General features: G+C 40.3%; 17 protein-coding genes, 2 tRNA genes and 1 pseudogene. 16 read left to right on the top strand and 4 right to left on the bottom strand.

Annotated elements, in window-relative coordinates; translation table 11 throughout:
- Position 1: 1 nt before the first annotated feature.
- The 3 genes from KXV15_RS07465 to KXV15_RS07455 are packed head-to-tail and all read left to right on the top strand — an operon-like array spanning position 2 to position 2,645.
- Positions 2-1,219 carry a class I SAM-dependent RNA methyltransferase gene (locus tag KXV15_RS07465; protein WP_240007547.1) on the top strand — a complete coding sequence of 406 codons (1,218 nt, stop codon included), beginning with the start codon at positions 2-4 and terminating at the stop codon, positions 1,217-1,219.
- Complete coding sequence (locus KXV15_RS07460) at positions 1,216-1,668, top strand: YcgN family cysteine cluster protein (RefSeq protein WP_240007546.1); 453 nt, start codon at positions 1,216-1,218, stop codon at positions 1,666-1,668. Before KXV15_RS07465 ends, KXV15_RS07460 begins: the two co-directional genes overlap by 4 nt.
- Positions 1,665-2,645: a threonine ammonia-lyase gene (locus KXV15_RS07455; RefSeq protein ID WP_240007545.1), complete on the top strand. Its 981-nt coding sequence runs from the start codon at positions 1,665-1,667 to the stop codon at positions 2,643-2,645. The genes KXV15_RS07460 and KXV15_RS07455 overlap by 4 nt, the downstream gene beginning before the upstream one ends.
- On the opposite strand, the gene KXV15_RS07450 is transcribed toward KXV15_RS07455, so the two are convergent.
- The 3 genes from KXV15_RS07450 to phaC are packed head-to-tail and all read right to left on the bottom strand — an operon-like array spanning position 2,632 to position 6,051.
- Positions 2,632-2,862 (bottom strand): alkylphosphonate utilization protein, encoded by a 231-nt coding sequence (locus KXV15_RS07450; RefSeq protein WP_240007544.1) that lies wholly within the window; start codon positions 2,860-2,862, stop codon positions 2,632-2,634. The two genes, KXV15_RS07455 and KXV15_RS07450, sit on opposite strands and share 14 nt — an antisense overlap.
- Before the next feature lie 15 nt (positions 2,863-2,877).
- The gene (locus KXV15_RS07445) at positions 2,878-4,116 is read right to left on the bottom strand and encodes an MFS transporter (RefSeq protein WP_240007543.1); all 1,239 of its coding nucleotides are present in this window, start codon (positions 4,114-4,116) and stop codon (positions 2,878-2,880) included.
- A 57-nt stretch (positions 4,117-4,173) separates the two neighbouring features.
- Positions 4,174-6,051: a class I poly(R)-hydroxyalkanoic acid synthase gene (phaC, locus tag KXV15_RS07440; protein ID WP_240007542.1), complete on the bottom strand. Its 1,878-nt coding sequence runs from the start codon at positions 6,049-6,051 to the stop codon at positions 4,174-4,176.
- 228 nt (positions 6,052-6,279) lie between these two features.
- Between phaC and KXV15_RS07435 the strand changes: the two genes are divergently transcribed.
- From KXV15_RS07435 to KXV15_RS07405, 7 genes and pseudogenes are all read left to right on the top strand, one after another.
- On the top strand, positions 6,280-6,672 hold the full coding sequence (locus tag KXV15_RS07435) for a hypothetical protein (protein WP_240007541.1): 393 nt from the start codon (positions 6,280-6,282) through the stop codon (positions 6,670-6,672).
- 44 nt (positions 6,673-6,716) lie between these two features.
- Positions 6,717-7,895: an LL-diaminopimelate aminotransferase gene (locus KXV15_RS07430; protein WP_240007540.1), complete on the top strand. Its 1,179-nt coding sequence runs from the start codon at positions 6,717-6,719 to the stop codon at positions 7,893-7,895.
- A gap of 7 nt (positions 7,896-7,902) precedes the next feature.
- A complete protein-coding gene (locus KXV15_RS07425) occupies positions 7,903-9,174 on the top strand; it encodes a homoserine dehydrogenase (protein ID WP_240007539.1) in 1,272 nt (423 codons plus the stop codon).
- 4 nt (positions 9,175-9,178) lie between these two features.
- Positions 9,179-10,132 (top strand): fructose-bisphosphatase class II family protein, encoded by a 954-nt coding sequence (locus KXV15_RS07420; RefSeq protein ID WP_240007538.1) that lies wholly within the window; start codon positions 9,179-9,181, stop codon positions 10,130-10,132.
- A 117-nt stretch (positions 10,133-10,249) separates the two neighbouring features.
- A pseudogene (gene recJ, locus KXV15_RS07415) lies at positions 10,250-11,905 on the top strand (single-stranded-DNA-specific exonuclease RecJ); the annotation flags it as partial.
- 72 nt (positions 11,906-11,977) lie between these two features.
- Positions 11,978-12,052, top strand: a tRNA-Glu gene (locus KXV15_RS07410).
- Between the two features lie 113 nt (positions 12,053-12,165).
- Positions 12,166-13,095: a S1/P1 nuclease gene (locus KXV15_RS07405; RefSeq protein WP_240007536.1), complete on the top strand. Its 930-nt coding sequence runs from the start codon at positions 12,166-12,168 to the stop codon at positions 13,093-13,095.
- Here the strand turns inward: KXV15_RS07405 and KXV15_RS07400 are convergent, their stop codons facing one another.
- On the bottom strand, positions 13,096-13,698 hold the full coding sequence (locus KXV15_RS07400; RefSeq protein WP_240007535.1) for a TetR/AcrR family transcriptional regulator: 603 nt from the start codon (positions 13,696-13,698) through the stop codon (positions 13,096-13,098).
- Between the two features lie 158 nt (positions 13,699-13,856).
- On the opposite strand from KXV15_RS07400, the gene KXV15_RS07395 reads away from it, so the two are divergent.
- From KXV15_RS07395 to KXV15_RS07370, 6 genes are all read left to right on the top strand, one after another.
- Complete coding sequence (locus tag KXV15_RS07395) at positions 13,857-15,272, top strand: efflux transporter outer membrane subunit (RefSeq protein WP_240007534.1); 1,416 nt, start codon at positions 13,857-13,859, stop codon at positions 15,270-15,272.
- Between the two features lie 10 nt (positions 15,273-15,282).
- On the top strand, positions 15,283-16,452 hold the full coding sequence (locus tag KXV15_RS07390) for an HlyD family secretion protein (RefSeq protein ID WP_240007533.1): 1,170 nt from the start codon (positions 15,283-15,285) through the stop codon (positions 16,450-16,452).
- A gap of 20 nt (positions 16,453-16,472) precedes the next feature.
- Entirely contained in the window at positions 16,473-18,005 is a 1,533-nt protein-coding gene (locus tag KXV15_RS07385; RefSeq protein WP_240007532.1) for a DHA2 family efflux MFS transporter permease subunit, read from the top strand.
- Between the two features lie 80 nt (positions 18,006-18,085).
- Entirely contained in the window at positions 18,086-18,604 is a 519-nt protein-coding gene (locus KXV15_RS07380) for a DUF192 domain-containing protein (protein ID WP_240007531.1), read from the top strand.
- A 106-nt stretch (positions 18,605-18,710) separates the two neighbouring features.
- Positions 18,711-18,787, top strand: a tRNA-Pro gene (locus tag KXV15_RS07375).
- Between the two features lie 239 nt (positions 18,788-19,026).
- A complete protein-coding gene (locus KXV15_RS07370) occupies positions 19,027-19,710 on the top strand; it encodes a hypothetical protein (protein ID WP_240007530.1) in 684 nt (227 codons plus the stop codon).
- Positions 19,711-19,713 lie beyond the last annotated feature (3 nt).

The following is a 19,713-nucleotide window of genomic DNA, read 5'->3' as shown; positions in this document are numbered from 1 at the left end:
TATGAGTATCGTAAAAATTGAACAAATAGGCTCTCAAGGTGATGGTATTGCAAATCTTGATGGGCAAAATATCTATGTTCCTTATACTATTGATGGCGAAACTGTTGAGGTTGATATTGCCAACAACCGTGGACAAGCAGTTGAAATAATTGAAAAATCATCTGAACGCGTTGAGCCAGTTTGTGAGTATTTTGGGAAATGTGGTGGCTGTACGCTACAACATATGAGTGATGACAAAGTTGCAAGTTTTAAGACAAAATTGATCGAAGACGCAATTTCAATTTCTCCATCTGAATTTATAAATGCCTATGAAAGTGGGCGTAGGCGTGTAAAATTCAATATTGAAAAAAATAAAAACGAAATCACGCTTGGCTTTATGGCGGCAAAATCACATGACATTGTCGACGTTGAAACTTGTCCGATACTTTGTAACGATTTACAAAATTTCATTCCTAAATTGCGCGAACTTTGCCGAACGCTTTTAAAACCTGATGAGAAGGTTACTGCTAACCTGACGGCTTGTGATAATGGAATAGATATCGATATAGCAGGCATTAAACCACTTAACAAAAAAAGCCGTGGTGAATTGGAATCGCTTGCAATTGCTGCCCAAAAGTCTGGCCTAACGAGGCTTACACTTAATGGTGAGCTTGCATTTCAAACCATGTCACCAATTATAAAATTTGCCAATGTTCCAGTTGAAATTCCACCAAATTGCTTCTTACAAGCTACAAAAACTTGTGAAGACGCAATTAAAGAACAATTACTTATTTGGGCAAAAGGCGCAAAACGAATTATTGATTTATTCAGTGGTGCGGGAACATTTTCTTTGCCACTAAAACAAATTGGTGAAGTAAAGGCATATGAACTTAATACGCCCGCAGTTTTCGCATTAAACAAGGCCTCAAAGGCTGCGGCTGGTGGCCACAAATTGGAGGCATTTACCCGTGATTTATTCCGCCTTCCAGTTTCACCACTTGAATTAAAGAATATTGATTTGGCTGTGCTTGACCCAGCTAGGGCAGGCGCTAATTACCAAGTAAAACAATTAGTTAAATCAAAAATCAATAAAATAATATATATCTCTTGTGAACCTGCATCATTTGCCGAAGATTTAAAAGTATTGGTTGAAGGTGGCTTCAAACTAAAGGAATTAAAAGCTTTTGATCAATTTCGTTATAGCACCCATGTTGAGATTATGGGGCTATTCATAAGATGATAAGAAATAATTTCTGGCGCGAAACTTCTATTCAAGAATGGAATGATGAGGAGTGGGAAAGCCTTTGCGATAATTGTGGTAAGTGTTGCCTGATACGTCTCGAGGATGAGGATAATGGGGACATTTATAATACCGATGTCCATTGCAAATTATTTGATAATAAAAGCTGCCGCTGCTCTGATTACGATAATAGGGTTAAATATGTTCCAGATTGTGTGAAGCTTGATAAAGAAAATGTTTTCAATCTTTCATGGCTACCGCAAACTTGTGCTTACCGCCTTATTGCCGAAGGCAAACCATTGTTTGATTGGCATTATCTTATAGCTGGAAATCACGATTTAATGCACGATAATGGTTATAGCGTTAAAGAGAAGACCGTAAATGAAACCCGCGTTAAAACCAAATATCTGATAAAACATATCAAACACTGGAAAGGCGAAGAAAGATGAAAGCACCATCTTTTGACGATATTTTAGAAGCACAAACACGTATAAATGAAATTATAAACCAGACGCCGTTTCTATATTCGCCGGTTTTAAATGACATTATGGGCGCGAATATTTTTATCAAAGCAGAAAGTTTGCAACCACGTGGTGCTTTCAAAATTCGTGGTGCGGCTAATGCAATATTCAAACGCAAAAACGAAGCCTTACTAAATGGTGTTATTGCTTATTCAAGCGGGAACCATGCCCAAGGTGTTGCACTTGCTTGTAAGTATATCGGTGCAAAAGCAACAATAATCGTCCCAAAAGATGTGCCTTTGGCAAAGTTAAAACCAGCACAAGACGACGGGGCGGAAATTATTTTCTACGACAGAAAAACCGAAAGCCGTGAAGAAATTGGTGCAAATCTGCAAAAGCAAACCGGCGCTATATTGGTTCCGCCATACGATCATCCTGATGTTATAGCGGGGCAAGGGACAATTGGGCTTGAAATAGCAAACTTTGCTACAAATAATGACATAAAGTTTGATTATGTTGTTACACCTGCATCGGGTGGTGGCTTAGCTAGTGGTATTGGGATTGCGCTAAAAGAACTTAGTCCTAATACAAAAATAATAATTTCTGAACCCGAAGGTTATGACGATATGGCATTGTCTTTAGATGCGGGTGAACGAAAACGAATAAAAGATATTAACTACCCATCACTTCTTGATGCATTACAAGCACCAATTCCCGGCGAGATAACGTTCGAGATTTTAAAAGAGATTGGTGCGCGTGCATTCCCAATCTCAGATAATGAGGCATTACGTGCGGTTAAATTTGCTTTTGAAAACTTCCATCTGGTGCTTGAGCCATCAGGTGCTTCATCACTTGCATTAGTCATGGAAAATAAAATTCCAGCCAAAAACAACAATATATGCATCATTGCTTCAGGCGGAAATATTGATATTCAGGTTTTACAAAAAGCTCTTATGCTTTCTTGATGAATTCTGTACGCAGCACCAAACCTTTTACTTTTTCGTGATTACATTCAATTTCGTCTTCGTTATAAGTAAGACGGATATTTTTAATCACGGTGCCGCGTTTAAGAGTTACACCACCTGAACCTTTTACTTTAAGATCTTTGATAAGTGTTACGTTATCGCCGTCTTTAAGTTGGTTTCCATTTGCATCTTTTACTACTAATTCTTCGTCTGACATATTGCCCCCTATGGTTTAATGAACCCTGTCTGGCTCATTTTTAGTAATTTTAAACGTTATGAATAATGAAATTGCAACCAAAAATCCTGCAAAGAAGAATGCAGCACCAGGAAGAATAAAAATCGCATTCGGTGAAATGAAGTAAGCGAAAATTTGGCTAAAGATAAAAGGTCCAAAAACACCAACCAATGCAGTTAATGAAGACAAAGAACCTTGAAGCCTTCCTTGTTCATGCGGATCAATCTTACTGGTTACAAATGCCTGTAATGCGGCATTATTAAGCCCCCAAAAAGCACCAATCGGAATAGAAATATAAAGCCATAAAGGTGAGGGGGCAATGCCATAAATAAAAAATGAAATCACGCCAGCGCTTAAGCCAAGAAACATTGCCTTTTTTTCGCCCATTGCCTTGATAATTCTTTTTATAAGCCCGCCTTGCACAATCATGGTTGCAACGCCTGTTGCTGCCAAAAACGCACCTGTATTTTGCGTATGCCAACCAAAGCGATAATCAGCATAAAGCACAAATGTTGACATGAACACGACTTGCGCCAAATCATTGAACATTTTTGCAAGTACAAAACCTTCGATTTTTTTGTTTTCTTTAAAGAATGCAAAGGTTGCAATTGGGTTTGCATTTTTCCAATGGAAATCACGTCTTTTATCAAGCGCAAGGGATTCTTTGACAAATAGCAAGCAGAATAAACCATTCACGGTCGCGATAAACGCAGATATCCAAAATGGTAGGCGTAAATCATGCTCACCCAATATGCCCCCCATTGCAGGGCCAATAATAAAACCTAGCCCAAAGGCAACACCCAAAATACCAAACTTAACACTTCTTTTTGAAGGCTCAGTTGTATCAGCAATATAAGCGTAAGCCGTTGAAACGGATGATGACATTACACCAGCCAAAAGTCGTGAAAGAAATAATATAATAAGGTTAGGCGATAAGGCACCAATTACCAATGCAATTGCCTGTCCAAAATTGGAGGCGAGAAATATTGGTTTGCGGCCGAACCTGTCTGATAATGCACCAATAACTGGCATAGACAAAAACATACCAATTGCCGCACCAGTTGCATAAATACCAGTGACACGGGCAGCATTTTCAATATCGCCGCCGGCAAATTCTTTAACAATTTTTGGCAATACAGGTATAATCACCCCAATTGCCAACATATCCAAGGCAACTGTTAGAAAAACAAATAAAAAACCGCCGATTTTTGCTTTAGATTGGTTTTGAACGTCCATTTGTGCGCTATTGCTCAATAATGCTTTAAAAGCAAGAGAATAAGTAAGTTATTAAATTTATTTCATAAGGACATATGTACCCGGCGCATCACAGATAATTTCAAGTCCACCATCGCCTGGTTTTCTTGGCTTTACCTTCTTGCCAGAATGCGTACCCAACCACCTTTTCCAATCATTCCACCACGAACCTTTGTGTTCGGTAAGAGAGTTGAACCAATCATCAACATTATTTGGAATAACCGCACCGTCTTTAGGAAGCCAATGTTGGTATTTATTGGCATCTGGATGATTTACCACACCAGCAATATGACCTGAACCAGCCAAAATCATGCGAACTTCGCCGCCAAATAATTTGGCCCCGCGGAATATTGAACGATAGGGGGCGATATGATCTTCTTTTGACGCCTGCATATAAACTGGAAAATTAACATCTTTTAGGTCAAGTTTTTTTCCGTGAATTAACAATCTACCTTCGGCAAAATCATTATTGCGATAGAATTTATCAAGATAGAAAAGATGCAATGCTTTTGGCATTCTAGTCTGATCAGAATTCCAATACAAAAGGTCAAAAGGTTTTGGAGTTTTGCCCATTAAATAATTATTTATTACAAAGGACCATATCAAATCGTTCGAACGCAAATAATTAAATGTATCTGTCATAACCTTGGCATCAAGGACGCCACCGCCATATTCAATCTCATCGGCAATAAATTTATACGCCGCATCATCGGTAAATATTTTCAAATCGCCAGATTCAATGAAATCTTGTTGTGAGGCAAAAAAGGTAACACTATTTATTCTATCATCGCCAACTTGCGCCATATAAGCAGCGGCTGTGGCCAACAATGTCCCACCAATACAATAGCCAACGCAATTGATTTTCTTTGATTTTGTTGCAGACTGAACAGCGTTAATTGCCTCTAAAACTCCGTGATCAACATATTCCTCAAAGCCAAACTCAGCTAGTTCAGCAGTAGGATTAACCCATGAAACCACAAAAACAGTAAATCCTTGCGCAACCAGCCACTTAATCATTGAATTATCTTCACGCAAATCAAGAACGTAATATTTATTTATCCAGGGCGGAAAAAATAATAATGGGATTTCAAAAATTTTTTCTGTGGTTGGGCTATATTGAATTAATTCGAAAACCTTACCACGATAAACGACTTTACCGGGGGTAATTGCAATATTTTTACCAAGTTGAAATGCATCCAAATCAGTTTGGCTTAGCGATAATTGCCCGTTACCACGTTGAAAATCGGCAAGCATATTAGTCATGCCGCGGACCACACTTTCGCCTTGCGATAAATACATTTCTTTTAATGCAACCGGATTGGTCAAAAGGAAGTTTGCGGGCGAAAATGCATTTGCCATTTGCTGGGTGAAGAAACTGGCTTTACGTTTAGTCAAATCGTCAACATCATCAACGCTATTAACAAGATCAAGCAGCCAATTTGAAGTATGTAAATACGTCCTGCGCAGCATATCAAACATTATATTTGATTGCCATTCCGGACTATTAAACCTTTTATCCTCAACTGGATTGTCATTAAAGCCGTTTTTGACCATATCAGCCCAAATTTCGGCATAGCCGTTCCATAATTTTTGTTGGGCATCGAGAATTTGTTCAGGTTTTGATGCAATTTTACTAGTTACCTCAGCGGTATATGGCGCAAGACCCAATGGATCCATTTTTGGATGTTTTTCAAAATAATCCTTGGTCATTCCGGCAATTGATGAACCAATTTTGCTTCCAGTAACTGCGGCAAAGCGCAAGTTTTCTGATAGTTTTTCAATATCTTCAAGTGTCTGTTTGGCAATTAAAGTATGCAAATTTTCTTTTGATGCGGTTTCATTCTGACTATTAGTGTCTGCTTTTTTATTTGCACCAGCAGATGACTTTCGCCCAGCCTTGTCATTTTTAATGACCATTTTCCCGCTCCCCAAATTCATTAGTAACTTACAAATTTGTTACAAATGAATATTTTTTGCTTTTTATTTCATTTAGTATCTTGCATAATTACGCCAATAAGAACAATAGACATTGTTTAGTATTTTTGTCTATTTAATTTTTGTGGAATTTTCTGCAAAACTATCTATAAAAAGAATATGCAAGCAATGGAAAAGCCAAGAAATAAATTCCGGAAACCTATTTTGAATATGGTGATATTACCGGCTGCACTTATGGTGCTTTGCTCTTGTGCTATTGTTGATAATTCGCCGGTTTCAAACCTTGATAAAAACATTGAAGCGGCTGTGCAAAATGCAAAAGACAAAGGCTATCCTGACCTTACCAAAATTCCACCAGTACCAACAAATTTAAAAACAGAAAAACAATGGTCTGAGCTATCTTCAACAATGGATAAGAAATTGTTGATTGTTACAAATAATCCTAATTCTGATGATGGACACCCTAACACGCCTGATGAAAGCTGGGGTATGTCAAAACTTGATCAGATGAATAACAACCCGAAAACAAGCCCTGCACCACAGGAAGATGTTAACGCATGGGCGGCCCGTCTGCGGGCAATGACAAATTCACCTACTAAATAATCATGAATCTTTAAATTAATCATATTCGAAAGGATACACGCAAAATGCGTGAGGAATTTTATAAAATTAAACGTCTTCCACCTTATGTTTTTGAAGAAGTAAACAAAGTTAAAGCTAAACTTCGTAATGAAGGGGTTGATATTATTGACTTTGGTATGGGAAATCCGGATCTACCGGTTCCACAACATATCATTGATAAATTATGTGAAAATGCAAACAAGCCAAGAACCAATCGTTATTCGGCATCAAAAGGTATTCCAGGGCTTCGTAAAGCAATTGCTGGTTATTATGACCGTCGTTTTGGCGTCAAATTGAATCCAGATACACAAGTTGTATCGACACTAGGTTCAAAAGAGGGCTTCGCAAACCTTGCACAAGCAATTTGTGCCCCCGGTGATGTTGTAATTGCACCAAACCCATCTTACCCAATTCATGCATTTGGCTTTATTATGGCTGGTGGCGTCATTCGCCATATCGAAGCACATACTCCAGAACAATATCTTGCTGGCATTGAACGTGCTGTACGCCATAGCGTACCGCCGCCAATTGCCATGATTTTATGCTATCCATCAAACCCAACTGCACAAGTTGTTGATTTGGATTTCTATAAAGAAGCGCTTCGTATTGGCAAGAAACATGATTTAATAATCATTTCTGACATGGCTTATTCTGAAATTTATTTTGACGAAAACAAGCCAACCCCTTCAATTCTTCAAGTTGAAGGGGCGATGGATAATACGGTTGAAATCACCACGCTCTCTAAAACTTACTCAATGGCGGGCTTCCGTGTTGGTTTTGCTTTGGGAAATGAAAAGATTTTGGCGGCTTTGGCACGCGTAAAATCATACCTTGATTATGGTGCATATACGCCAATTCAGGTGGCGGCAACGGCGGCACTTAATGGGCCACAAGAGTGCGTTACCGAAATGCGCAATATTTATAAAAAACGCCGTGATGTTTTGATTGAATCTTTTGCTAACGCAGGATGGGATATTGAAAAACCAGAGGCATCAATGTTTGCATGGACAAAAATCCCAGAAAAATACCGCGCTATGCGTTCTGTTGAATTTTCTAAATTATTGTTGGAAAAAGCGGCGATTGCAGTTGCCCCAGGCGCAGGTTTCGGCGAATATGGCGATGAATATGTGCGTATTGCATTAGTTGAAAATGAGCAGCGGATAAGACAAGCCGCACGTTCTATAAAAAAATTATTTAGTGAATAGGTTAATCATGAAACCGTTGAAGATAGGTGTAGTTGGTTTGGGAACCGTTGGTGCAGGTTTGCTTGAGATAGCATTCGGAAACGGCCCTTTGTCAAAAGCTGTTGAAATTGTTGGTGTAAGTGCGCGCAATAAAAGCCGTAAGCGCCCAGTTGATATTTCCAATATTCCTTGGTTTGATGACCCAGTTGAGCTTGCTAAACTAAGTGACTTGGATGTTTTGGTTGAACTTATGGGGGGCGCAGATGGCCCCGCAAAAGTTGCTGTTGAAACCGCATTAAAAGCTGGCAAGCATGTGGTAACCGCAAACAAAGCGATGCTTGCCGAAAATGGTGTAGCGCTGGCAAAACTTGCTGCCGATAATAATGCGGAAATCCGTTATGAGGCTGCGGTTGCCGGTGGTATTCCAGTTGTAAAAGCACTTCGTGAAGGGTTGGCGGCCAATAAAATCAAAAAAATCATGGGTGTTATGAACGGCACTTCTAATTATATCCTAACTGAAATGGATAAAACAGGTCGTCAATTTGCGGATGTTTTAAAAGATGCGCAACGGCTTGGCCTTGCAGAAGCAGACCCCACACTTGACATCAATGGCGGTGATGCCGGTCATAAATTGGTGATTTTATCTGCCATAGCATATAGTGGTGCGCCCGATTTTAAAAATATTACTCTCGAAGGCATTGAGGAAATTGAACCAGTAGATCTTGAAAGCGCAAAATTCCTTGGATATGCGGTAAAATTGATTGCAAGTTCAATTTATGAAAATGGCGTTGTTCGCCAATCAGTTCGTCCTAGCTTAGTTGCGCATTCCAACCCAATAGCACAAGTTGACGGCGCAACCAATGCCGTTTTAATTGAGGCTGACCCTGTTGGAACTTTGACCTTTATTGGTTCTGGTGCAGGGGCGGGACCAACCGCATCTGCTGTTGCATCTGATTTGCTTGATTTATATTTTGAAGCTAAGCGTCCGGTATTTACCGGCTCTTCTGCAACAGGTGAAGAAGTAAGATTTGCAACGGATTTGGGTCTAAGCTCTAAATTTTATGTTCGTTTCAGCGTTGAAGACAAGCCGGGCGTTATTGCGAAAATTTCTGATACATTGGCTCGTCATCAAGTCTCTATCGAAAGCTTCTTGCAAAAACCGCCGCGTCCAAATGCAAGTGTTGCAATCATTTTGACTACACAAAAATGTGATGAATCAACACTACATGCCGCGCTCGATGAACTCTCTAATTTTAGTGAATTTGTCGAAAAACCATTAATTATGCCAATTTTTGAGTAATAATATGCCATATAAATTTTCTTTTGAGGTTGAATCTGGCATTATTGGCGCCGTTGAACATGCCGCGATTGCGGCATCAAATTATGTCGGTTCTGGTGATGAACTAAGTGCAGATAAAGTTGCCATTTCGGCAATGCACGAAGTTTTATCTGGCATGGCGTTTCGTGGGCAAATCGTCGTTGGCGAAGGCGATGAATTTGAAGCTGAAATGCTATATAACGGTGAGAATATTGGGGCAAATGGTGGCAAAGAATATGATGTTGCGCTTGATGCCCTAGAAGGAACCGCACTTGCCGCAAAGGCGCAACATAATGCGCTTTCGGTTATTGCTATTTCACCCAAAGGCGGTCTGTTCAAAGCGCCAGATGTTTATATGGATAAAATTGCTATTGGTCCAAATTATCCAAAAAATATCGTTGGCTTTGATAAAACGCCCCAAGAAAATGTTCTGGCAATAGCTGAACACAAAGGTGTTCACCCCAATCAGGTTGGCGTTTGCGTGCTTGACCGCCCGCGTCATGCAAATTTAATTTCTGCACTACGCGAAGTCGGTGCAAAAGTTTTCCTTATTTCCGATGGCGATGTGGCGGGCGTCTTATTCACGACCGATCCTGAAACCGATATTGACCTTTATATGGGGGTTGGCGGTGCACCAGAGGGCGTTCTGGCTGCTGCGGCACTACATTGCGTCGGCGGACAGTTTATGGGTAAGTTTCTTGTACGTAATCAGGATGATATTTTAAAAGCAAAATCTTCTGATTTGGCAGAAATCGATAAAATTTATCATACCGAAGATTTGGTAAGGGATGACGTAGTATTTGCCGCGTGCGGTGTTACACACGGGCTTTTGCTAAATGGTATTCGTCACGTTGGTGGCGCTATTGTAACAAAAACTCTTAGTCTTAATTCAGAACGTAAAATCACGCGTATCGTAAAAAGCCTGCGCTATCCAAAATAAGAGGTAAATTTGGCAAAAGAATTTCCATTAAGCGCAAAGAATCGAAAATGGATTATCTCTGAGCCAGATGAGGCGCTATTTAGTGATTTAATGCGTACTGGTCTTAACGCACTTGAGGCACGCATTGTGGCACAGCGCGGTATTACGCCTGCGCAAGTTCCCAATTTGCTTGAACCACGTGTAAAAACGCAACTTCCGGATCCTTTAGTTCTAAAGAATATGGATATTGCAGTTATGGCAATCACAAGCGCCATAAAAGCAAAGAAGCGAATTACAATTTTCGCCGATTACGATGTTGATGGTGCAACATCGGCGGCAATTATCAGCGCGTGGTTCGATGCAATTAGCTATTCAACCAATATATTCATTCCCGATCGCATCAAGGATGGCTATGGACCAAGCCCACAATTAATGCGTTCCATTAAGGAAACAGGAACCGAATTATTATTGACGCTCGATTGTGGTGCTGCGGCACATGATGCACTCAAAGAGGCACAAGCAATTGGGCTTGATGTTGTGGTTTTTGACCACCACCTTATGCTTGGCGAAGCACCACCAGCAATCGCGATTGTAAACCCAAACCAAGAGGGTGATAATTCTGGGCTTGGCAATCTTACTGCTGCGGGGGTCTGCTTTATGGCGGTTATTGCCCTTAATCGCGCGTGGAAAGAGGATGGGGGACAAAGCAACTTTGCAGCATTAGAACTACTAGATTTGGTGGCATTGGGAACAATTTGTGATGTTGCACCTTTAACCGATTTGAATCGTGTATTTGTTGCACAGGGTCAAAAAATCCTTGGGCAAAAGCGCCGAATTGGACTAAAAATTTTATCAGATGTTGCGGGACTAAAAAAATCTGGAAATGTCTATGCAGCTGCTTGGGTCTTAGGGCCACGCCTTAATGCCGGCGGTCGTATTGGTGATTCTACGCTTGCGGTTTCACTTCTCAATGCAACCGATGAAAACAAAGCCAAAAGAATCGCCCAAGAACTTGATTTATTAAACTCCGAGCGAAGAGCCATTGAACAGGCAATTATTGATGAAGCCGTACAAATGGTTGAAAAGTCAAACAGCCTGCAAAATGCCCCAATAATTGTGGTCGGCAAAGAAGGATGGCACCCTGGTATAATTGGTATTGTCGCGGGGAGATTAAAAGAACGCTTTAATAAGCCTGTGATAATTCTTGGCACTGCTAATGAAGGCGATATAATATTAAAAGGTTCTGGGCGCTCGGTTTCTGGCATTAATCTTGGTGGAATCATCAAGGCCGCGGTTGATGACGGCATCTTGATTTCAGGTGGTGGGCATAAAATGGCGGCTGGCCTTGCTATTGAAGGCCACAAAATCCAAATCTTGCAAGAATATTTAGAGAATAGAATCAGTGATTTTTCAAATATTGATGAAATGGATAAAAACCATCGCATTGATGCGTTAATCGCAACCGATTCTATAAATATGGATACCATAAATGCTCTTGAACGCCTTGCACCTTTTGGGCAGGGATGGGAAGAACCCATTTTTTGTGTGCCAAATGCAAAAATTACATCTAGTCAGTTGATGAATGGCGGTCATTTGCGTGTATTTTTTACAGATGGCGCAGGTAAGGTGCAAAAGTCCGTATGTTTCGGTGCGCATGGCACATTATTGGGCGATATTATTGAACAGCAACGCAATTGCAGCCTAATCATAAAGGTAAAAAAAGACGAATGGAGGGGGCAAAATTCAGTTGATACTGAAATAATTGATGCAATAAGTGGATTTGTTGCAGATTAAGTGCTTGCGCTTTTAAAATCTGTTGTTTATAGAGCGCACCTCGACACGCGAGACACCTCGCAAAATTGATGCGGTCCCTTCGTCTATCGGTTAGGACATCTGATTTTCAATCAGGAAAGACGGGTTCGACTCCCGTAGGGACTGCCACTTCACTCTCATATAATTTGCAATTTATATAAAACAGATAAGCATCTGTTTCTTGCATATTTTTAATCATATTTTGGTTTGAAATATCATAACATGCCCGCTATTAGTGGGTTATGAAAAAAATTCTGCCTCTTTTTATCCTTCCGCTAGTATTTCAATCTTCTCAAGCACTTGCATGGGGCGATGACGGTCACAAAATCGTTGCCACTATAGCGTGGAACTTTATGACGCCGGCGGCAAAGGCACAGGCAAAAGCAATACTTGAGAATAACAAGGATACTCTAACAGATAATAATTTCGTTGATATCGCACCATGGGCGGACAAGTATCGTGATGCTGGTCGTCCTGATGGCGCGGCATATAAAGGCACACGTGAATGGCATTTTATTGATACACCACTTGCCACCACAGAAACGGATGAAGCCATTCTTGATGCCGAGGCAAAGATATGCCCATACGCCCCTAAATTAGATGGTGTAGCAAGCGTTGGCGCACCAGCAAATGATTGTGTTGTGAATAAAATTGAACAATTCACTAATGAACTAAAAAATCCAGATACAACAAAAGAAGAAAAAGTATTTGCGCTTAAATTTATAGTCCATTTTGTTGGCGATATGCACCAACCATTCCATGCTGTTGACGACAACGATCATGGCGGTAATTGTGTATGGGTTAAATCCGACCATTCATCATTCCCAACTACACTTCATTCTTATTGGGACGGACAATTGGTCAGGAACCTTGAAAACACTCTACGCCCCGAAGATTACGGCTATATTCTTGCAAAACGTACAGAACATACAAATTACGCTGAATGGGTAAAAGGCTATACCAGAGATTGGGCCGCAGAAAGTTTCAAATTGGCAAAAGATGTTGGCTACAAACTTAATGTAGATAAACTTCCAACTTGTGCCACTGAAAATAAAAATACGCCTATTGAACTTGCCAAAGATTATGACAAGGCAGCAGACCCGGTTGCCGAACAACAACTACAAAAAGCCGGCGTTAGACTTGCAGCAATTCTTAACAGTGCTTTGAAATAATTATGCTTTGTAAAAGCATAATAAAAGATCGATTGTATCTTTTATGTGATTGTCAATTTCACTATCGCTTGGATTTAAATCAACTTGCAGCATAAGTTTTTCGTGAAATGGATAAACCAAAAGTGCCGTAAGCTGCCTTGCCAATACTTCTGTATCACACTGCTTTAGAACGCCTTTTTTGACTTGGTTATCAAAATAGCCTGTAAGCAATAGGCGTGTATTGCGCGGGCCTTCATTATAAAAGAAATTTGCAACGTCTTTTGGTGTCGTCGGCGAATAGATCATGCGTTTTGCGGCGATGATTTCTTTTCTTATCAAAAAGCGCAGCAAAGTTGAAGAAAAATCAAACAGACTTTCTTCAATCGGTTTATCGGAATCTTTGAGGGAATTACAAATATTTAGCTTATGCTCATCCGCAAATTTTTCAGTCGCACATACAAATATTTCTTCTTTTGAACGGAAATAGTTATATATAGTTGCCTTAGAGCCACCGACTTTTGCCGTGATATCGGAAATAGAAGTATTATCGAAGCCATGTTTGGCAAATATCTTTGCCGCAACCTCAAGAATTTTTTGTTTTCTTTCCTCACTTTTAATGCGCAATTCGCAGCTCCTGATTAAAATGTACCAATTGGTTTAGTTATGCTTGACAAACTTGTTTGATATAAATATAGATAAACCAAACGGTACAGTTTAGATATAGAAAAATACTCCATATGTCAATGGCACAAAATTTTTACAATAAAGACAACAACATGAGAATGGCATTAAAATATATTCTGCTTCCAATTATATCATTGGGGGTGGTTTCTTGCGCATCAGTTCCAAAAACAAAAATCACAAGATCGCCAATTGATTCCTCCCAAATGGCGATTAATACAAAAAATGCACAGATTGCGGCATCGTGGCCAAAGGAATATTGGTGGTCAAAATATCCCGACCAACAATTACAGAGTTTAATTTATCGCGCACTTGCTAAATCACCATCTTTGGAAGTTGCTGAAGCGCGGATTGAACAAGCATTACAATACGCCAAGGCGGTTGACGCAATTGCGGGATTAAATGGCTCTGCGGACGGCACAGCATTTTTTCAAAAACAATCGTACAATTATATCATGGGCGACTTTGCACCACGTGGTTTCAAAGACTATGGGCAGATGACCGTTGGTATTAAAAAAGATCTCGATTTGTGGGGAAAAAACAAGGCAATGTTTAATTCTGCCGTGTTGCAACTTGATGCGGCTGGCGCAGAAAAAGAATATGCAAAGGTAAACCTTGCAAGTGCAATTTTGGCTGAATATGCAAAATTACAAAACCTATACAATCAAAGAGATTTGGCTGAGCAATTATTGGCTACCACCAGTGAATATTCATCATTGATGGAATTAAGATATAAAAATGGCTTGGATAACAAAGGGACTGCGGCGCAAGCCGATGCCAATATCCATGCTATTAAATTGCAAATAAACAAATTAGATGAAAATATCGCTCTTGAAAAAAGTGCGATTGCGGCACTAGTTGGGGTAGGGCAGCAGGTAGCAAGTGAAATTAAACGCCCATCAATAACACCAATGTTCGGTTATAAAATACCTGCTAACCTTACGCTTGACATTATTGGCCATCGTGCAGATATCGTTGCGGCAAGGCTTGATGTTGAGGCAAAGGCCGAAAATATCAAAACCCAAAAGGCGCAATATTATCCAAACATTTCACTTAGTGGCAGTGTGGGCCTACAATCATTTAGCCTAAGCAAGTTATTTGATAATGGTTCATTGATTGGACAGGTTGGCCCGGCAATAAGCTTACCTCTATTTGCGCAGGCCGCACTCGATTCACAATATTATGGTGCACAAGCAGATTATAATCTTTCAGTAGCAAATTATAATCAAAAAGTTCTTGATGCCATGGGTGAGGTGGACAGGGTTGCCGTAAACTTTGCAGCACTCGATACCCAAATCAACAATTCAAAAGCGCAAATCGCAAGCCTTAATACGGCTTATGAAGTTGCGCAAAAACGCTATAAAGGCGGAATTGGCACTAAATTAGAGGTTCTGAACCTTAAAACCCAAATCATTAATAATACCATTAATTTGAACAATCTTATGGATGCTAACCTAAATCTTGAAATCGCATTGATTAAAGCTTTGGGCGGCGGTTATCAATATACTTCACAATGAGAATAAAAATATGAGCGAACAACAAAACAACCCAAATCCAAATAATGCAGAAATTGCAGAAGAAGAAAAACCAAACACAAAGGCGAGGGCAAAAGGATTTGCGATTCTTGCCTTGATAGTTGGCGCCGGCATAATCGGCTTTATTAGCTATGAAAAATTATTCGGTTCTCGCTATGTTGAGACTGATAATGCTTATGCCGCTGCGGAAACGGCACAAATAACGCCTGTGATTAACGGCACCATTGAACAATTGTTGGTAAAAGATACCCAATATGTAAATAAAGGTGACCTAATCGCTACACTTGGTTCATCGGACCAAATGCTTGCACTTCGTGAAGCACAAGCACAATTTGGCATGGCGGTTCGTAAAATCACGGGTGCAATGGCATCTGATAAACAGTTCGGCGCACAAATTCTTGCAAGAGATGCAGACATTAGAACTAGCTCTGCACGTCTTGAACAAGCCAATAACGACTTCGAAAAAGCAAAAATTGAATATCAAAGACGTCAAAACCTTGTTGGTTCTGGTGCGGTTTCTGGTGATGAGCTTACAAATGCCAAAGCGGCATATGATAACGCCCTTGCCAACCTTAACCTTGCCAAAGCACAAATTGAACAAGCAAAAGCAAATAAGGTTGCCGCAGAAGGTTCAAGAATTTCAAATGCCGCAAGCTTTGCCAACGCCGGTGTTGATGATAACCCTGAAGTAATGCTTGCGAAAACTAGGGTTGAACAAGCAGAAAAAGATTTGCACGATACAGAAATTCGTGCACCAATTTCAGGTGTTGTTGCCAAACGTTCTGTTCAAATCGGTCAAAAAGTACAAGCAGGAATGGCTTTGATGGAAATTGTACCGGTAGATACAATTCACATTGACGCAAACTTTAAAGAAAGCCAGCTTAAGAACGTTAAAATTGGCCAGAACGTTGAAGTTACATCGGATCTTTATGGCGATAAAGTTAAATACCATGGCAAAGTAACAGGTATAGCAGGTGGAACCGGGGCAGCATTTTCAGTTATCCCACCACAAAACGCTAGTGGTAACTGGATTAAAGTTGTGCAACGCCTCCCAGTTCGCATTGATATAAATCCAGAAGATCTAAAAGCGCACCCGTTGAAAATAGGTCTTTCGATGGATGTTAAAATCGATACAAAAACAAATGACAAATCCAGCAAATAACTGCATCTAAGGCAGAAATAATGGGCACAGAATATTTAGAGAATGGACAAAAAAAGCTAAGCGGCGGCATGCTTTGGCTAGTAGCGGTGCTTTTATCAATCGGAAACTTTGTAGCCGTTCTTGATATGACAATTACCAACGTTGCCGTTCCAACAATTGCCGGCAGCCTTGGTATAACCACCTCACAAGGTACATGGATTATCACATCCTATGCAGTAGCAGAGGCGATTTCCGTTCCTTTGACAGGTTGGCTTGCAATGCGTTTTGGCTCAGTAAGGGTATTTACCTTTGCGATGCTGGCATTTGGTCTAACCAGCTTGTTTTGCGGTCTTTCAACTTCGTTTGAAATGCTACTTTTGGGGCGTATTTTACAAGGTCTAAGCGGCGGGCCAATGATGCCGCTTGCGCAAACTTTGCTTATGCGTATCTTCCCTCGGGAAAAAGTTGGTGCAGCAATGGGACTATGGGCAATGACAACCGTTACAGCACCGGTTGCAGGTCCAATTCTTGGCGGATGGTTGTGCGATAACTTCCATTGGTCTTATGCGTTTCTTATTAACGTACCAATTGCGTTGATTTGTGCGCCAATCATTTTTAATTTAATTAAGCGTTATGAAATGCCACTGGTTAAAAAGTCGGTTGATTTTATTGGGCTTGGCTTGCTGATACTTTGGGTTGGTGCGCTTCAAATTATGCTCGATGAAGGCAAACAGCACGATTGGTTTGCATCAGATGAAATTAGAATTTTATTTGTTGTTGCAATTGTTGGCTTCTTTGCATTCTTGATATGGGAAATGACTGAACCGCATCCAATTGTTGATTTAAAAGTATTTAGACATCCCGGATATACTTCATCGGTTACAACCCTGGTGATTGCATTTGGAGCATTCTTTGGGATTAACGTATTAAATCCGCTCTGGCTTCAAGGATATATGGGCTACACATCCACATGGTCCGGCATGGCTACCGCCTGGAGTGGGGTGCTTGCAGTTGTTATGTCACCACTTGTTGGGATACATGGCAAACGTTTTGACCCGCGTTTATTAGTATTTGTTGGCGTTTGTTGGCTTGGTTTTATTGCGATTGTTCGTTCTTTTGGTGCAACAAACATGACATATTGGAACGTATCAATCCCGATTCTATTCCTTGGCCTTGGTATGCCGTTATTCTTTGTACCTTTGTCAACACTTGCCTTGAGCTCAGTAAACCCAGAGGAACGGGAATCAGCCGCAGGTTTAATGGCGTTCTTACGTACTTTGGCGGGTGCAATTGCAACCTCAGTTGTTACAACAGTGTGGGACGATTCAATTAAACGTAATTATGCGGAAATGGCAAGTAGCGTTGACCCAACAGGCGAGGTTGCAGCGGCATCACATTCTCAACTAGAGACCGCACTAAATTATAGCCAGCATCTAATGCCAGAAGCCGTAATGATTGCCACTAACCAAACATTCTTTGCGCTTGGGCTTATTACACTCTTTGCGGCATGCACGGTCTGGTTATCGCCAAAACCAAAGGGTGGCATGGGCGGTGAAATGCCGAGTGGGCACTAACATTGAACGTAAAATGATAAAATTCATTTTACGTTCAACAAAACACGTATAATATCCGATAAAATCAAACAGGATATAAAATGCAGAAACTTTTAAAAGGTAAGTTTGCCATAATCTTTATGATTATATTGGCGATTGGTGGCGCAGGGCTTAGTTATAATAAAGTTATGGCGCAATTCGCCGATACAGAAGCAGGCCCTCAAACTGGTTTAAAACGTGCACCATTAACAATAAACACCCCAAAAGGTAAAAGAACTTTTGTTGTTGAAGTCGCCGATACACCTGAATCACGCGAAATAGGTATGATGTGGCGCAGAATTGTTCTTGCTAATGAAGGAATGATTTTTGACTTCAAAACCCCTAAATATGCTTCATTTTGGATGAAAAACACTCTTGTTTACCTTGATATCATATTCATTCGTCAAGATGGAACGATTGCGAGAGTTGCCGCAAATGCCAAGCCACAGGATTTAACACCAATCGATTCAGGCGAACCGATTCTTGCAGTTCTTGAAATCAAAGGGGGCGAAGCCAAAAAACAAAATATTACGGCTGGTCAAAAAGTAGATTTTCCAATTTTTAGCAGCCAGCATCATTAGACTTACTGTAAAACAGGTGCATTTTTATGCAAACAAATTGCATTGGCTTATTGTATTGTTGGAAAAATTTATATAGAAGCCGCAAGTCCGATTTCGGGCCTCACGTCGGGGAGTAGCGCAGCTTGGTAGCGCAACTGGTTTGGGACCAGTGGGTCGCAGGTTCGAATCCTGTCTCCCCGACCATTTAAGAACAGCAGGTTTTCGAACCTGCTTTTTTTTTGCAAAACTTACCAAGCAATAAAATTGAATAACACTTAACTGCCATAAATACTAACAAATTCAACTTTACAGCTTCGAAACTGCATTTGAATATATTTTTACATAAATTAGTTTTAATAACCATTGCCTCAATCTAAAATATTTGTAATGTCATGATTAATATCATGGAGGCGATATTGAGAAATTTTTATGTTAAATTTTTTTTGGCTTTTATTTTCACTAGTTCATTTGCCACTCATGCAATCGCAGAAACGCCAAAAACATATGTCAAAATTGAAAAGCCCGCCGATGGTACGTTTGTAATTAATTCAACCGAGGCAAGCCTTAGCGAATTGACGGCAACTGGAAACTTGGACCCTAAAGTAGAATGGTCAAAAAACGCTAAACAAGCACTTACAAAAGCTGCAAATGAATATATTACAGAAAAAAAATATAAATTTATCGCACTTGATATTTCTGACACCGATGATTCTGATGCGCTTCAAATAGTAAAGCTAAATGACGCGGTTACAGATTCAATCCAACTAAATTCTTTTCCTATGGCAAAACTGCCTACTAAAACCGATTTTGATTGGACAATTGGGGAAGGTGCGCAAAAACTTGTGCCAGATGATTTAAAATCGGAAAATGGCCAAAAATATGCGTTATTCATAACTACAAAAGGTTCATATTCGTCTGGCGGTCGTAAAGCATTATTGGTTACCGCAATGTTGGTCGGTGGATCAATTCCAATGGGTGGCCAAGATGTTCGCGCATCTCTTGTAGATCTAAAAGATGGGAAAGTTGTTTGGTACAAATATGATGTTGTATCTTTTGGCACCGATATAAGAACCGAAGAAGGCGCCAAGGCAGAGATTGAAAAACTGTTCAAAGAACTTCCTTTTTAGGCG

Source organism: Pseudaquidulcibacter saccharophilus (genome assembly GCF_019455445.1).
GTDB classification, from domain to species: domain Bacteria; phylum Pseudomonadota; class Alphaproteobacteria; order Caulobacterales; family Aquidulcibacteraceae; genus Pseudaquidulcibacter; species Pseudaquidulcibacter saccharophilus.
This window is presented reverse-complemented; position numbering and strand designations above follow the sequence as displayed.

Bases quoted from the DNA above. Each gene is read 5' to 3' on its own strand.
- phaC (WP_240007542.1), bottom strand. From the start codon at position 6,051: ATGGTCATTAAAAATGACAAGGCTGGGCGAAAGTCATCTGCTGGTGCA.
- KXV15_RS07430 (WP_240007540.1), top strand. From the start codon at position 6,717: ATGCGTGAGGAATTTTATAAAATTAAACGTCTTCCACCTTATGTTTTT.
- KXV15_RS07390 (WP_240007533.1), top strand. From the start codon at position 15,283: ATGAGCGAACAACAAAACAACCCAAATCCAAATAATGCAGAAATTGCA.
- KXV15_RS07465 (WP_240007547.1), top strand. From the start codon at position 2: ATGAGTATCGTAAAAATTGAACAAATAGGCTCTCAAGGTGATGGTATT.
- KXV15_RS07420 (WP_240007538.1), top strand. From the start codon at position 9,179: ATGCCATATAAATTTTCTTTTGAGGTTGAATCTGGCATTATTGGCGCC.
- KXV15_RS07445 (WP_240007543.1), bottom strand. From the start codon at position 4,116: ATGGACGTTCAAAACCAATCTAAAGCAAAAATCGGCGGTTTTTTATTT.
- KXV15_RS07455 (WP_240007545.1), top strand. From the start codon at position 1,665: ATGAAAGCACCATCTTTTGACGATATTTTAGAAGCACAAACACGTATA.
- KXV15_RS07380 (WP_240007531.1), top strand. From the start codon at position 18,086: ATGCAGAAACTTTTAAAAGGTAAGTTTGCCATAATCTTTATGATTATA.
- KXV15_RS07405 (WP_240007536.1), top strand. From the start codon at position 12,166: ATGAAAAAAATTCTGCCTCTTTTTATCCTTCCGCTAGTATTTCAATCT.
- KXV15_RS07435 (WP_240007541.1), top strand. From the start codon at position 6,280: ATGGTGATATTACCGGCTGCACTTATGGTGCTTTGCTCTTGTGCTATT.
- KXV15_RS07450 (WP_240007544.1), bottom strand. From the start codon at position 2,862: ATGTCAGACGAAGAATTAGTAGTAAAAGATGCAAATGGAAACCAACTT.
- KXV15_RS07460 (WP_240007546.1), top strand. From the start codon at position 1,216: ATGATAAGAAATAATTTCTGGCGCGAAACTTCTATTCAAGAATGGAAT.
- KXV15_RS07395 (WP_240007534.1), top strand. From the start codon at position 13,857: ATGGCATTAAAATATATTCTGCTTCCAATTATATCATTGGGGGTGGTT.
- KXV15_RS07425 (WP_240007539.1), top strand. From the start codon at position 7,903: ATGAAACCGTTGAAGATAGGTGTAGTTGGTTTGGGAACCGTTGGTGCA.
- KXV15_RS07385 (WP_240007532.1), top strand. From the start codon at position 16,473: ATGGGCACAGAATATTTAGAGAATGGACAAAAAAAGCTAAGCGGCGGC.